We start from the raw sequence: 13,315 nt of genomic DNA, 5'->3' as shown, positions 1-13,315 counted from the left end.
GTTTGCGCGCGCGCCTTCCCCCACGGGATGCATACAACACGGCGGCGAGCACAGCTCAGGCATGCTGAGATATATGCATGTTGTAGCCCCCACCCTCCCTCATAAAGGGGGAGGGAGTTCCCCGACTCGGCCGGCGCTGCGACGCGACGGCGTCGTCCAATGACTCTCGCGGCGGATCAACGCTCTTTCATGCCGGCGTTGCGGCGCTTTCGCCGCAGCCACGAATTCTGGCTGCTTGTCGTCGTGATCGTCTTCTGCCTCGGCCTCGGCCTGGCGACCGATAGCTTCCTCACCTTGCAGAACCTGTTCGACCTCCTGACGTCGAACGCCTTCGTCGGCATTCTGGCGGCGGGATTGCTGGTTGTCCTCGTCGCCGGCGGCATCGATATTTCCTTCACCGCCACCGCCTCGGTCGCGCAATATGTCGCGCTGTCGTTGGCGTTGAGCTACGGCTTGGGCTGGTTTGCGATCTTCGCCATCGCGGGCGCCGTCGGCGTCGTCTGCGGGCTGATCAACGCGATCTTCATCACCAAATTGCGGATATCCTCGATTATCGTCTCGATCGCGACGCTGAATATTTTCTACGGCCTGCTGATCTTCTTCAGCGGCGGCAAATACATCACCTCGCTGCCCAAATATTTCCGCGACGGCGTCTGGTGGTTCGAATATGACGATGCGGCCGGCGTGCCCTACGCGCTGAACCTGCAGATACTCGTGCTGGCGATCGTGTTTCTCTGCACCTGGCTTCTTCTCAATCGCACCAATGTGGGCCGGCAGATCTATGCGATGGGCGGCAACAAGGATGCCGCGCAGCGCCTCGGTTTCCAGGTCTTCCGGCTCAATTGCCTCGTCTATGGCTATCTCGGCCTGATCGCGGGCGTCGCCTCGCTGGTTCAGGCGCAACTCGCCCAATCCGTGACGCCGACGGTGCTCGTCGGCAAGGAGCTCGATGTGCTGGCGGCGGTCGTGCTCGGCGGGGCGAGTCTGGCGGGGGGCGTCGGCACGGTGCTGGGCACGATCCTCGGCGTCGCGCTGCTCGCGATCCTGCAGAACGGCCTCGTGCTGGTGGGCGTCTCCTCCTATTGGAGCCAGTTGTTCGTCGGGCTTATCATTCTTGTCGCGGTCTCCATCACCGCCTGGTCGGAACGCCGCCGCCGCCAATCCAAGGCAATCAACTGATGGGCAACGATCGATGAGCGCCGATACAAGAACAGCGCGAAACGTGTCGCTGCTGACGCGCATCGGGCGCGGCGGCCCGGTGACGGTGCTGTCGCTGGTGTTGCTGGCGCTGCTGCTGATCTTCGGCCTGCTGCTCGGCGATCAATTGTTCAGCGTCGGCGCGCTGCAATCCATGGCGTTCCAATTGCCGGAACTCGGCATCCTGTCGCTCGCCATGATGGTCGCCTTGCTATCGGGCGGCCTCAATCTCTCGATCATCGCCACCGCCAATCTCTGCGCGCTGACGATGGCTTATGTCCTCACCCATCATGTGCCCGGCGCGGAGGGATTCATGTGGGGCGCCTGGCAGGTGATGGCGGTGCTCGCTGGGATCGCGGTGGCGACGGCGATCGGCCTCCTTAATGGCGCCGTCATCGCCTATCTCGGGGTCTCGCCGATCCTGGCGACGCTGGGCACGATGACGATGTGCAAGGGCCTGTCGATCGGCCTGACGCGCGGCAATGTCATTTCCGGTTTCCCCGACCCGATCGTGTTCCTTGGCAATGGCGTGATCGGCGGCGTGCCGGTGGCGATGATCATCTTTCTCGCGCTCTGCGCGCCGGTCGCCGTGCTGCTGAACAAGAGCCCGTTCGGCCACAAGATCTACATGATCGGCTCGAACGAGAAGGCGACGCGCTATTCAGGCGTCGACACCCGGCGCGTGACGCTCAAGGTCTATGTATTGTCGAGCCTGCTCGCCGTCGCGGCGGCGCTCGTCATGATGGCGCGCTTCAATTCCGCCAACGCCTCCTATGGCGAGAGCTATCTCCTCGTGACAATCCTCGCCGCGGTGCTCGGCGGCGTCGATCCGTTCGGCGGTTTTGGCAAGGTCGGCGGCCTGATGATGGCGCTGATCCTGCTGCAAGTCATTTCCTCCGCCTTCAATCTCCTGAACTTCAGCCCGTTCCTGACAGTGGCGATCTGGGGCGCCCTGATCATCGGCGTAACGGCGCTCGCCGTTCTGCGCGAGGGGCTGGGCGGCCTGCGCCGCTAGGCGGCCGCGCGCCCAACGGGATTCTAGTTGCGGGGCAGCAGTTCCTCATCAGGCGCAAACGCCCGGCGCTCTCCGGCAAGGCACGCATTTTGCATCAAAAACCTGGACGGCGGCGCTCGGCGGCAAGCCTCGCCAAGGCCGGTTCTTGAGAGATCCGCCGCCCAAGCTGGAGATGATCATGCGCAATTCCACGCCCACGAAAAATTCTCGCCTCGGGACGCGCCAACGCCTCGCCAGGGCGGCGCTTTCAGCGGGCGCCGCGGTGCTCGCCTTCGCGGCGCTGACGCCGCCGGCGCAGGCGCAGTCGCTCACGAAGCTGAGCTACGGCACCAATTGGCTCGCCGAGGCGGAGCATGGCGGCTTCTACCAGGCCGTCGCCGACGGCACTTACGCAAAATACGGACTCGACGTGACCATCATGCAGGGCGGCCCCAACATGAACGGCCGCTTGCTGATGTCGTCGGGCAAGATGGATTGCTTCATGGATTCCGACATGATCGGCGCCATGGACGCGGTCGCTCAGGGCGTGCCAACCGTCGTCGTAGCCGGCATGTTCCAGAAGGACCCGCAAGTGCTGATCAGCCATCCCGGCGAAGGCCTCGACACATTCGAGAGCCTCAAGAGCGCGCATGTGATCTTTGTCGCGCGGTCGAGCCTCGGCTCTTTCTATCGCTGGCTTGAATCCCGCTGGGGCTTTTCGGAGAGCAATGTCGGCCCCTACAATTTCAATCCGGCGCCCTTCATCGCCGACAAACAGTCGGTGCAGCAAGGCTATGCGACCTCCGAACCCTTTGCGATCGAAAAGAGCGGCGGCTTCAAACCCAATGTCTTCTTGTTCGCCGACAACGGCTTCGACACCGCCTCGACCACCATCGAATGCCGCCGCGACTTCGTCGAGAAGAACTCCGACGCGGTGCAGCGCTTCGTCGACGCCACGGCGATCGGCTGGTACCACTATCTCTACGGCGACAACAAAGCCGCGAATGCGCTGATCAAGAAAGACAATTCCGAAATGACGGACGAGCAGATCGCTTTCTCGATCGCCAAGCTGAAGGAATATGGCATCGTCGATTCCGGCGAATCCCTGAAGAACGGCATTGGCGCGATGTCGGACGCGCGCATGAAGAGCTTCTACGACCAGATGGCGAAAGCGGGCGTTCTGCCGCAGGGCCTCGACTACAAGAAAGCCTATACGCTGCAATTCGTGAACAAAGGCGTGGGGCTCGATCTGAGGCCGAAGTAGGATTCGTTTTCAGCGCCGGAACGCCCGTCGACCGCGCGCCACATCAAGATTCTGCCGCGACTGTCTTCCCCCCGTCCGGATCGGCCTAGTAAGCTGATATCAAGCGGTCGAATCTGTCGGCCAAAAATGGACGGGGAGAAACGCTATGATCCGCTTTGGCATGCATTCGAGTCTGTGGACGTCGGCATGGACGCGCGAGGGCGCCGAGCTCAGCGTCGCCGACGCGGCGCGCCATGGCCTCGACATCATCGAAATCGCGCTGCTGGAGCCCGACAAGGTCGATGTCGACCATTCCCGCGCATTGTTCAAACGGCATAATGTCGCGCCGACCGCTTCGCTCGGCCTGCCGATCGAAGCCGAGGCGACGCAGCATCCGGAAAAGGCGCAGGCGTTCCTGATGCGGGCGCTCGAGGTCTCGCATGCACTGGGATCGAATACGCTTTGCGGCGTGATCTATTCGACGCTGGGCTATCGCACCGGCGCCGCGCCGACCGATCGGGAATATGACGCGATCGCCAGGGCGCTAAAGCCGGTCGCCAGGCGCGCCGCCGACTATGGCATGACGCTCGGGCTTGAAGCGTGCAATCGCTATGAGACGCATCTTGTCAACACGGCGCGGCAGGCGCTGGATCTGGCCAAGCGGATCAACGAACCGGCGATGATGATCCATCTCGACACCTATCACACCAATATCGAAGAGAAGGGTTTCGCCGCGGCGCTCGAAGAGGGCGCGGGCCTCGTTCGCTACGTGCATCTCTCCGAAAGCGATCGCGGCGTGCCGGGTTCGGGCAATATCGACTGGAAGAGCGTGATGATCGCGTTGAAAGGCGCCAGTTTCGACGGCGACCTCGTCGTCGAATCCTTCGTCAACATGCCGCCGCAACTCGCCAGCGCGCTCTCGGTCTGGCGCCCGGTGGCGCGCGACCGCGACGAAGTGCTCGATATCGGCCTGCCCTATATCAGGAGCCTGGCGCGTGCGACTGGATTGGCGATCCGGGAAGCGTAACGCGATGAAAGCGAAGACCGCGCATTTCAGACGCGCGCACCGATTTGCGATCGGGCCGCCGCCGCCCGCGCGCCAAACTCCGCGACGGTTTTCGCCACTTCTTCGACGATCCAGCGTTTGAACGCCAAAACCTTGGCGCTGGGCCGCCGGCCGGCCGCTGTCGCCAGATAATAGCCGAGGCCGCTGCCGGCGCTCACGCCGAATGGCGCGACCAATCGACCGTCCGTCAGCGCATCGGCGACAAGCAATTGCCAGGCGAGCATAACGCCCTGCCCGGCGATCGCCGCCTCGACGCAGAGCATCGGATCGGTGAAGCGGGCGCCGGGCAAGAGCGCGACGGGCGGCGCGCCAGCCGCCTCGAACCAGCGCTCCCAGGTGAACATACTGTTTTCGTCGCAGATCGCCCATTCGTTCGCCAGATCGGCGACCGTCTTCAATCGCTCTGCGATCGACGGCGCGCAGACCGGGAATATCTCCAGCGCCAAAAGCAGCTCCGCGCGGACGCTTGGCCACTGACCGTCGCCCATACGAATCGCGAGGTCGATGTCGGAACGATTGAAATCGACGAGGCGCGTCGTCGCATCGATTCTTAAGGCGAGCTCGAAGTGCTTGGCGTAGAATCGACTGAGGCGCGGCACCAGCCAGCGCGAAGCGAAGGCCGGCGCGACGGAAACCACAAGCGTATGGGCGGCGCTGTCGTCGGCCAAGGCGACCGCCTGCGTCAGCTCCCGGAATCCGACAGACAGCCGCGCGGCGAAGACCGCGCCAAATTCCGTCGCCGCCAGGCCCTCGCGCGTGCGCGTGAACAAGGCCCGGCCGATCTGCTTTTCGGTGCGCCCGACCTGCTGGCTCACCGCGCTGGGCGAGACCCCGAGCTCTTCGGCCGCCTTCAGCAACGATCCGCGGCGCGCGACGGCCTCGACCGCGCGGAGCCCGTTGAGATGAACGGAGCCAAGATTTGGTATTTCAGTTTTCCTAAAGTCGTCAGTGCGATTTCTGGATTGATTACACATAGATATCAGCAGAAAATCACACGCTCCGCAAGAGAACGTGAGTTCTGCAATGAAGATTTTCTCCGCTATTCGCCGCCTTTTTCATGGGCGGCGAGCCGCGCCGACGGCCGCACAAGAGGGGACGTCGCCGCCCGACCCGCTTGATCATCCCGAGATCAGACGCATGAGTCTGCGCGAACTCGCCGATCTGCCCTTCAATCGCTCCTGCTGCGCGGGCTGTCGGTAAGGCTCTCGAGCGGGCGCGGAATCGCCGGGCGACGATATCGAGCGATTGTCCGGTCGATCGTCGCAGGCGCCATTTGCGATTCGATGACGAGTTGGGCCGCGCCAAGAAGGAGACCGACGCTCGGATTGGATCGCGCGGCGGCAATTTGCAGCTTTCTCGTCGCGAGCGGCAAGGAGCGTTGATAGACAAGTTCGCGAACGCCCGAGAGCAGATGCTCCTCAGCCTCCGACAAGACGCCGCCGATGACGATGACCGCTGGGTTGAGAACGCTCACGACGTCGGCCGTAACCTCGCCCAGGACTCGTCCCGCGGCGCGGACCAATTGAATGGCTTCGGGCTGGTTGATCCGCACGAGATTGATGATGTCGCGCGCGTTATGCGCCGTGAACCCCTGCGCACGCAGGTCGCGCGCCAACGCCCAACCGCCGGCGCGGGCTTCGACACATCCGAGCTTGCCGCAGCGGCAAAGCGGCGCATTGTCGCTGGCGAACTGAATATGGCCGATGTCGCCGGCCGCGCCCTGGGCGCCGCGATAGATCCGGCCGTCCGTGATGATGCCGCTGCCTATGCCGGTGCCAGCCTTGATGAAGAGAAACTGACCGACGTCGGGCCAAAAGCGCCGGAACTCCGACAAAGTCATCAGGTTGACGTCGTTTTCGACCAGCACGTGCGCTTCGAAATGCGCGCGCATCCATCCCCTTATGTCGAAATCGTCCCAACCCAGCATGACGGAGGGGCCGAAGACGCGCGCGGCTTCATAGTCCACCGGTGCAGGCATGCCGAGGCCGATGCCAAGAACCTCCCGTTTCGTCCGTCCTACGCGATCGAGCAGGTCGCAGAACTCATCGACGATCCGCGCAAGGATCGTCTCAGGCCCGCTGCGAACGTCGAGACTGACGACGTTCTCGACGAGGATATTCGGTTCGAGGTCGGTCACCGCCAAATGGATATGGCTCTCGCCGACGTCCGCCGCGAGCGTCACGCCAAAGTTCTTGTTCAACCGCAATATGCGAGCGGGACGGCCGCCGCTCGACAAGGCTTCCGCGCCTTCTTCGACAAAACCTGCCGCGAATAAAGGCGCCAAGCGTTCGGCGATTGTCGACCGCGACAGGCCGGCAGCTTGCGCCAGCGACGCTCGGGACTGTCCGGCGCCGCTCGCAATCAACGATAGAATGGCGCCAGACCCAGGCGGGAGAGCCAAATATTCGCTGGAATCGTCCATGTGCCCCTGCGTCGCTGATGCTCTTCTACCATTCTCTGGACTGGAGCCAACAGGACGTTGTCGGCGAATTTATGTATAAAAACAATCATAAGGTATGAATCATAAGATTGACATCGATCATAAGTCGTTCTAGCTCTTTGACCGGGAGCCAGGCTCCTATCCATCCGAAGCCGCCATCAGGCGGCGCGGGTTTACAGGGAGGCATTCATGAACGAGGGCACAGCCAAGGCCATTCGCGCCATCCGAAATGCGGCGCTCACGGGCGCCGCGATCGGGTTGCTCGCGGGGATCGCTCCGGCGTCCGCGGCGGATAAGGTGATCGTCGGGCTGATCACGAAGACCAACACCAACGCATTTTTCGCCAAGATGAAGGACGGCGCCGCGGCCAAAGCCAAGGAATTGGGCGTCGACCTCCATACCTTCGCGGGCAAATATGACGGCGACAATGAATCGCAGGTCGCGGCGGTCGAGAATTTGATCAATCTCGGGGCCAAGGGAATTTTGATCACGCCGAGTGACACCCGCGCCATCGTGCCCGTGATCGCCCGCGCCCGCGCGGCGGGCATTCTGGTCATTGCTCTGGATACGCCGCTCGACCCTGTCGACGCCGCCGATGCGACGTTCGCCACCGACAATCTGAAAGCGGGCGTGCTCATCGGCGAATGGGCGCAGAAGAGCCTGGGCGACAAGGCGAAGGACGCGCATGTCGCGTTCATCGACGCCCTTCCCGATCAACCTTCGGTCGATCGCGCGCGCGATCAGGGTTTCATGAAGGGCTTCGGCATCGAACTCGCGAACCCCAACCAATACGGTCACGAGACCGACAAGCGCATTGTCGGACACCAATGGGGCAAGGGATCCGAAGAAGGCGGTCGCGCGGGCATGGAGACGCTGCTCCAGAAGGACCCCGCCGTTGACGTCGTCTACACGATCAACGAGCCGACCGCGGCGGGGGCCTATGCCGCGCTCAAAGCGGCGGGAAAGGGAACGGGCGTCCTGGTCACGTCTGTCGACGGCGGTTGCCCGGGCGTCAAGAACGTTTCGGAAGGCGTGATTGGCGCCACGTCAATGCAGTACCCCTTATTGATGGCCTCGCTTGGCGTGCAGGCCGCGGCGGATTTCGCCAAAACCGGCGTGAAGCCGAAGCCCACGCCCGGCCTCAGTTTTTTTGATACGGGCGTCTCGCTCGTCACGGACAAGCCGGTTTCGGGCATCGACTCGATTACGTCAGCCGAAGCGCTGAAGAAATGTTGGGGCTGAGCCGCACCCTCCCGGCGTCTCAAGCCTAACATCGGGCGGGCGGCCGCAGGGCCGCCCGCTCCTTTTCCGGGGCTCGGAACGCCCTGCGTTTTGGCATTTGCATGGCGCAAGTCTGTCGGAGCATCGAGGCTTCCTTTTCGGTTGACGCTCTTGTGAAGCAAGAACCTAGTTCATCCTCGCGATGAACCGCCCTATGTCTCGCTCCTTGCGCGCACAATCGATTTGGGAAAACGAATATGAAGCCCGGCTATCTCATTGGTCTCGACTTCGGCACGCTGTCGGCGCGCGGCGTGCTGGTCTGCGCGATCACCGGGAAGATCGAAGCCAGCCACACCCACGCCTATCGCCACGGCGTGATGAACGAGGCGCTGCCGGACGGCGCGAAATTGCCGCCGTTGTGGGCGTTGCAGAATGCGCCGGACTATACGGAAGCCGCCGAAGCGATTCTCGGCGCCGTTGGCCGCGGCAAGATCGTTCACGGCATCGGACTGGGCTTTACGGCAAGTTCGCCATTGCCGGCGCGCGCCGACGGGGCGCCCTTGAGCGTTCTCTATCCGGACGATCCGCACGCCTATGTCAAACTATGGAAGCATCAGTCGGCGCAGGCTTGGGCGGCGCGAATCAACGCCGCGGGCGGCGACTTTCTCAGAGACTTCGGGGGCAAGCTTTCCGCCGAATGGCTTCTCGCCAAGGCCGCACAGATTGCCGACGAAGCGCCAACGCTATGGGCGGCGGCGGATCGGTTTATCGAGGCTGGCGACTGGCTCGTTTGGCAATTGACGGGCCAGGAGGTGCGAAGCCTTGGATTCGCCGCCTACAAGGCCCAGTTCGTCCCAGGCGTCGGCTATCCCCAAGGGATCGTTCCCCATCTCCGCGAGAAGTTGAGCGATCCGGTTCCCGTCGGTCGCGCGGCGGGAGCCTTGACCGCTGCGTGGCGCGAGCGCACCGGCGTGCTAGGCTCCGCGATCGTCGCCGTCGCGGTCATCGATTCTCACGTGGTGATGCCGGCCGTCGGCGCCATCGAACCTGGCGTGCTGGTCGGCGCGCTCGGGACATCGGCCGCCTTCCTGCTTCTCGACGACCGCGCCCGCCCCCTGCCCGCCGGCATCGAAGGCGTGGCCAAGGACGGCGTGCTGCCCGGGCTCTGGTGTTATGAAGCCGGTCAGGCCGCCTTTGGCGATACGCTGGATTGGTTCGTCCGCACGTTTCCGAAAGCCTCGGAGCCGAGCCAGAATTTCGCTGAATATAACGCCGCCGCCGCTCTGCTCGCGCCCGGACAGAACCAACTCGTGGCGTTGGACTGGTGGAATGGGTGCCGCGTGCCGCTCGGCGATTCCTCGCTGAGCGGGCTGCTGGTCGGCCTGAATCTGAAGACCACAGCGGCGGGAATCTATCGCGCGCTATTGGAATCGCTGTGCTACGGAACGCGAAACATCGTCGAACATCTCAGCGCCGGCGGCGCGCCGCTTGACCGGATATTGCTGACAAGCGGCCTCTCCCAGAACAATCCGCTGCTCATGCAACTTATGGCGAACGTGCTGGGGCGGGACATTCTTGTCCCGCGGATCGACCACGCCACCGCGGTCGGAGCCGCGATTCATGGCGCCGTCGCGGCGGGCGTCGTCGATGGATACGCCGAAGGCGCCCAAAGATACGGGGCGACGAGTTTTCTCAAATATGAGACCGACAAGACGGCGCTTGCCGCCTACGAAATTCTGTTCAAGCAATATCAAATTCTCAGTGGCGACAGGTCCGTCAGAGAAAGTATGCACGCGATCGGCGCCAAGCCATCATGAGCCAGCGTCCCTGCGCAGGACGCGGCCGGCGATCGCGTCGAGCTTCTTGAGGAGTGCGGGATCGCGCGCGTCGGGATGCGTCATGATCGCATTGTCCAACGCATGATCGGAGCCGAAGGGGCAAGGCTCATGCTCGGCGGGCAGATCGCGCAAGACGCGCGCGACGAGCGCTCCAGCGTGCTGCGCGTTCTCGTTCATCACTTTGACGACGCCGGCGACATCGACCGCGCCATGATCCTCGTGCCAGCAGTCGAAGTCCGTCACCATCGCGACCGTCGCATAAGAAATCTCGGCTTCCCGGGCAAGCTTGGCTTCGGTCGCGCCCGTCATGCCGATGACATCGGCCCCGCGCGCCTGGAAGCCCTGCGATTCGGCCAGCGAAGAGAACTGCGGCCCCTCGATGCACAAATAGGTTCCGCCGAGATGGCAGGCGATGTTTTCCGCCGCCGCCGCTTCGGCGATCCGCCGCTGCAGCCGCGGCGCGACTGGATGGGCCATCGAGACATGGGCGACGCAGCCATTGCCAAAAAAACTCGTCTCCCGCCGATAGGTGCGATCGTCGAACTGATCGACGAGGACGAACAGGCCGGGATAGAACTCGCGCTTGAACGAGCCGCAGGCGGAAAGCGAAATGATGTCGGTGACGCCGACGCGCTTCAACGCATCGATGTTGGCGCGGTAATTGATGCCCGAAGGCGAGAAGCGATGCCCACGTCCATGCCTGGCCAGGAACACCGCCTCGGTCGCGCCGATCTTGCCAAGGCGCAGGCAATCGGACGGCTCGCCCCAGGGCGTGGCGACGGTCTCTTCGCGCAAATCCGTCAAAGCATCGAGATTGTAGACGCCCGAGCCGCCGATGATGCCGACAATCGCCTTGGTCATTTCGCCCTGACTCCGCGCCGCGTCGATTCATTATTGTCGAGCGTCGAAGCGCGATCAACGTGAAGTTTTAAGCAGCCGAAAAAAGAGCGGGCCTTGTGAAAGACCCGCTCCGCATTCAAGTCAGCCGGCGACTGGAGCGCCGCGCTCAACATATCTCAGTGAATCTTGTCCCAGACCCGCTTCTTCGTGAAATAGAGCAGGCCGGCGAACACGATCAGGAAGATCATCACCCGCATGCCGATCTTCTTGCGCTCGGCGAGCGTCGGCTCCCCCGCCCAGGACAGGAAGGCGGTCACGTCTTGCGCGTAATTGACCATCTTGGCCGGCGTGCCATCGGTATATTCCACCGCGCCGTCCGAAATCGGCGGTTGCGGCATGGCGATCTTATGACCGGGGAAATAGAGGTTCCAGTTCGGATCGTCCTTATGGGTGTAGCCGTTCAGGATCGCATCGACATAGTCGGCGCCGACCTCCTGATATTGCACGAAGGGCAGCGCGTCGAAGATGAACCACGGAAAGCCGCGCTCATATTTGCGCGCCTTGACCAACACCCACATGTCGGGGGGCGCCTTGCCGAAAGTGGCGGCGGCGGCTTCCGGATTGGGATAGGCCTCCGGCGGCGGGATGATGTCGGAGGGAATGCCGGGACGCTGGAATATCTCGCCCTTGTCGTTGGGCGAGTCGTTGGTGACTTTATAGGTCGCCGCCAGCGCCTTGATCTGCGCCTCGCTGAAGCCCGGTCCGCTCGGGTCTTCCAGCGTGCGGAACGGGATGCTGAGCCGATGACAGGTGCTGCATACCTCGCGGTAGACTTTGAAGCCGCGCTGCAACTGCGCCTGATCATAGGTCCCGAAAAACCCGGAGAAACTCCAGCGCTGTCGCGGCGGCGAGGGCTGCTCAGCGTCGGCGGCGGCATCGGCCGGCGCGGCGGCGGGAGCAGGAGCAGCGGCCTTTGCCGAAGCGGCGGCAGGCGCAGGAGCCGGCGATGCCGGGGCAGCGACAGGCGCCGCGGGAGCAGCCGGCGCCGGCGCGGCGTCATCAGCGCGGGAGGCGGCGCCGAGCGCGAGCAGAAGCGCGAATGTCGCCGGGGCGAGAGCGGTCTTTTTGAAACGGATCATGTGCAATTTCCCTAAGCGATCGGTTTCAAATCATTCGGCCGGCTGCGCCGCGGGGGCGCCCTTGGCCAGCACGGCGTCGGCGATGGAGGCAGGCAAAGGCTTCGTCTTCTCGAACAACCCGAGCAACGGCAGCACGATCAGGAAGAACGCGAAATAACAGAAGGCGAGAAGTCGGGCCGCCAATGTCGTGCTATCCGACACTTCCTGCGAGCCGAGCCAGCCAAGACCGAGGCAGACCGCGACGAACACCCAGAAGAAAACGCGGAACACCGGACGATATTTTGCCGATTTGACCGGCGACGTGTCGAGCCAAGGCAGGAACGCCAGCAAGGCGATGGCGCCGAAAAGGCAGATGACGCCCATCAGCTTGTTCGGAATGGCGCGCAAAATCGCATAGAACGGCAGCAGGTACCATTCGGGCACGATATGGGCCGGCGTCACCAGCGGATTGGCGTTGTTGTAATTGTCGGCATCGCCCAGGTAGTTCGGGATGTAGAAGACGAACCAGGCATAGACGATCAGGAATACCGCCAGACCGAAGGCGTCCTTCAGCGTCGCGTAGGGCGTGAAGATGACGGTGTCGCGCTCGACGTTCTTGACCTCGACGCCGTCAGGATTGTTCTGCCCGACCACGTGCAGCGCCCAGACATGCAAGCCGACGACGCCGGCGATCATGAAGGGCAAGAGATAATGGAGCGAGAAGAAGCGGTTGAGGGTCGCGTTGTCGATGGCGTAGCCGCCCCAAAGCCAGATCGAAACGCTCTTGCCCACCAATGGGATCGCCGAAAACAGATTGGTGATGACCGTCGCGCCCCAGAAGCTCATCTGGCCCCAGGGCAGCACATAACCCATGAACGCCGTTGCAATCATCAGGAGGTAGATGATCACGCCGAGGATCCACAGAACCTCGCGCGGCGCCTTGTAGGACCCGTAATAGAGGCCGCGGAAAATATGCATATAGACGGCGACGAAGAACATCGAGGCGCCGTTCGAGTGGAGATAGCGGAACAGCCAGCCGTAATTGACGTCGCGCATGATGTGTTCGACCGAGCTGAACGCCAGGGTCGATTCGGGCGTGTAATGCATCGCCAGCACGACGCCGGTGACGATCTGGGCGACCAGCATGAACGACAATATCGCGCCGAAGGTCCACATGTAATTGAGGTTGCGCGGAACGGGATAGACAATGAACGAAGAATGAACCAGGCCCATGATCGGCAGGCGGCTTTCAAACCAGCGACCGACAGCGCTTTTGGGGACGTAAGTCGAAGATCCGCTCATGACTTTGGTTCTCTAGAGACGAGGCTGGCGAGATTCTGGGAACACGTTAACCGGGC

Annotated in this window: 12 protein-coding genes; 7 read left to right on the top strand and 5 right to left on the bottom strand. The window is 62.8% G+C overall.

Annotated elements, in window-relative coordinates:
* Positions 1-159 precede the first annotated feature (159 nt).
* From GSQ90_RS20770 to GSQ90_RS20755, 4 genes are all read left to right on the top strand, one after another.
* Positions 160-1,179 carry an ABC transporter permease gene (locus tag GSQ90_RS20770; RefSeq protein ID WP_371418420.1) on the top strand — a complete coding sequence of 340 codons (1,020 nt, stop codon included), beginning with the start codon at positions 160-162 and terminating at the stop codon, positions 1,177-1,179.
* A 13-nt stretch (positions 1,180-1,192) separates the two neighbouring features.
* Complete coding sequence (locus GSQ90_RS20765) at positions 1,193-2,212, top strand: ABC transporter permease (RefSeq protein ID WP_158816813.1); 1,020 nt, start codon at positions 1,193-1,195, stop codon at positions 2,210-2,212.
* A gap of 178 nt (positions 2,213-2,390) precedes the next feature.
* Entirely contained in the window at positions 2,391-3,455 is a 1,065-nt protein-coding gene (locus GSQ90_RS20760) for an ABC transporter substrate-binding protein (protein ID WP_158816812.1), read from the top strand.
* A 145-nt stretch (positions 3,456-3,600) separates the two neighbouring features.
* Entirely contained in the window at positions 3,601-4,461 is an 861-nt protein-coding gene (locus tag GSQ90_RS20755) for a sugar phosphate isomerase/epimerase (RefSeq protein WP_158816811.1), read from the top strand.
* A gap of 26 nt (positions 4,462-4,487) precedes the next feature.
* Here GSQ90_RS20755 and GSQ90_RS20750 read toward each other — a convergent pair whose 3' ends face one another.
* Entirely contained in the window at positions 4,488-5,474 is a 987-nt protein-coding gene (locus GSQ90_RS20750) for a LysR substrate-binding domain-containing protein (RefSeq protein WP_158816810.1), read from the bottom strand.
* Between GSQ90_RS20750 and GSQ90_RS32025 the strand changes: the two genes are divergently transcribed.
* A complete protein-coding gene (locus tag GSQ90_RS32025) occupies positions 5,403-5,618 on the top strand; it encodes a hypothetical protein (protein ID WP_174247513.1) in 216 nt (71 codons plus the stop codon). The two genes, GSQ90_RS20750 and GSQ90_RS32025, sit on opposite strands and share 72 nt — an antisense overlap.
* A gap of 50 nt (positions 5,619-5,668) precedes the next feature.
* Here the strand turns inward: GSQ90_RS32025 and GSQ90_RS20745 are convergent, their stop codons facing one another.
* Positions 5,669-6,922 carry an ROK family transcriptional regulator gene (locus GSQ90_RS20745; RefSeq protein WP_158816809.1) on the bottom strand — a complete coding sequence of 418 codons (1,254 nt, stop codon included), beginning with the start codon at positions 6,920-6,922 and terminating at the stop codon, positions 5,669-5,671.
* Positions 6,923-7,129: 207 nt separating this feature from the next.
* Here GSQ90_RS20745 and GSQ90_RS20740 point away from each other — a divergent pair, with 207 nt between their 5' ends.
* Both GSQ90_RS20740 and GSQ90_RS20735 read left to right on the top strand, forming a co-directional pair.
* A complete protein-coding gene (locus GSQ90_RS20740) occupies positions 7,130-8,182 on the top strand; it encodes a substrate-binding domain-containing protein (RefSeq protein ID WP_158816808.1) in 1,053 nt (350 codons plus the stop codon).
* A 236-nt stretch (positions 8,183-8,418) separates the two neighbouring features.
* Positions 8,419-9,978, top strand: coding sequence for an FGGY-family carbohydrate kinase (locus GSQ90_RS20735; protein ID WP_158816807.1), 1,560 nt, complete (start codon positions 8,419-8,421; stop codon positions 9,976-9,978).
* Here the strand turns inward: GSQ90_RS20735 and GSQ90_RS20730 are convergent.
* The 3 genes from GSQ90_RS20730 to GSQ90_RS20720 all read right to left on the bottom strand — a co-directional run bounded on the left by GSQ90_RS20730 (position 9,973) and on the right by GSQ90_RS20720 (position 13,259).
* Positions 9,973-10,860, bottom strand: a complete 888-nt coding sequence (locus tag GSQ90_RS20730; RefSeq protein ID WP_158816806.1) for an S-methyl-5'-thioadenosine phosphorylase — start codon at positions 10,858-10,860, stop codon at positions 9,973-9,975. The two genes, GSQ90_RS20735 and GSQ90_RS20730, sit on opposite strands and share 6 nt — an antisense overlap.
* 155 nt (positions 10,861-11,015) lie before the next feature.
* Positions 11,016-11,978: a cytochrome c1 gene (locus tag GSQ90_RS20725; protein ID WP_158816805.1), complete on the bottom strand. Its 963-nt coding sequence runs from the start codon at positions 11,976-11,978 to the stop codon at positions 11,016-11,018.
* A 30-nt stretch (positions 11,979-12,008) separates the two neighbouring features.
* Positions 12,009-13,259 (bottom strand): cytochrome b/b6, encoded by a 1,251-nt coding sequence (locus GSQ90_RS20720; protein WP_158816804.1) that lies wholly within the window; start codon positions 13,257-13,259, stop codon positions 12,009-12,011.
* Positions 13,260-13,315 lie beyond the last annotated feature (56 nt).

The sequence above is a fragment of the Methylocapsa sp. S129 genome, assembly GCF_009765995.1.
Taxonomy (GTDB): Bacteria; Pseudomonadota; Alphaproteobacteria; order Rhizobiales; family Beijerinckiaceae; genus Roseiarcus.
This window is presented reverse-complemented; position numbering and strand designations above follow the sequence as displayed.

Bases quoted from the DNA above. Each gene is read 5' to 3' on its own strand.
- GSQ90_RS20740 (WP_158816808.1), top strand. From the start codon at position 7,130: ATGAACGAGGGCACAGCCAAGGCCATTCGCGCCATCCGAAATGCGGCG.
- GSQ90_RS20745 (WP_158816809.1), bottom strand. From the start codon at position 6,922: ATGGACGATTCCAGCGAATATTTGGCTCTCCCGCCTGGGTCTGGCGCC.
- GSQ90_RS20730 (WP_158816806.1), bottom strand. From the start codon at position 10,860: ATGACCAAGGCGATTGTCGGCATCATCGGCGGCTCGGGCGTCTACAAT.
- GSQ90_RS20750 (WP_158816810.1), bottom strand. From the start codon at position 5,474: ATGTGTAATCAATCCAGAAATCGCACTGACGACTTTAGGAAAACTGAA.
- GSQ90_RS20770 (WP_371418420.1), top strand. From the start codon at position 160: ATGACTCTCGCGGCGGATCAACGCTCTTTCATGCCGGCGTTGCGGCGC.
- GSQ90_RS20735 (WP_158816807.1), top strand. From the start codon at position 8,419: ATGAAGCCCGGCTATCTCATTGGTCTCGACTTCGGCACGCTGTCGGCG.
- GSQ90_RS20725 (WP_158816805.1), bottom strand. From the start codon at position 11,978: ATGATCCGTTTCAAAAAGACCGCTCTCGCCCCGGCGACATTCGCGCTT.
- GSQ90_RS20720 (WP_158816804.1), bottom strand. From the start codon at position 13,259: ATGAGCGGATCTTCGACTTACGTCCCCAAAAGCGCTGTCGGTCGCTGG.
- GSQ90_RS20755 (WP_158816811.1), top strand. From the start codon at position 3,601: ATGATCCGCTTTGGCATGCATTCGAGTCTGTGGACGTCGGCATGGACG.
- GSQ90_RS20760 (WP_158816812.1), top strand. From the start codon at position 2,391: ATGCGCAATTCCACGCCCACGAAAAATTCTCGCCTCGGGACGCGCCAA.
- GSQ90_RS32025 (WP_174247513.1), top strand. From the start codon at position 5,403: ATGAACGGAGCCAAGATTTGGTATTTCAGTTTTCCTAAAGTCGTCAGT.
- GSQ90_RS20765 (WP_158816813.1), top strand. From the start codon at position 1,193: ATGAGCGCCGATACAAGAACAGCGCGAAACGTGTCGCTGCTGACGCGC.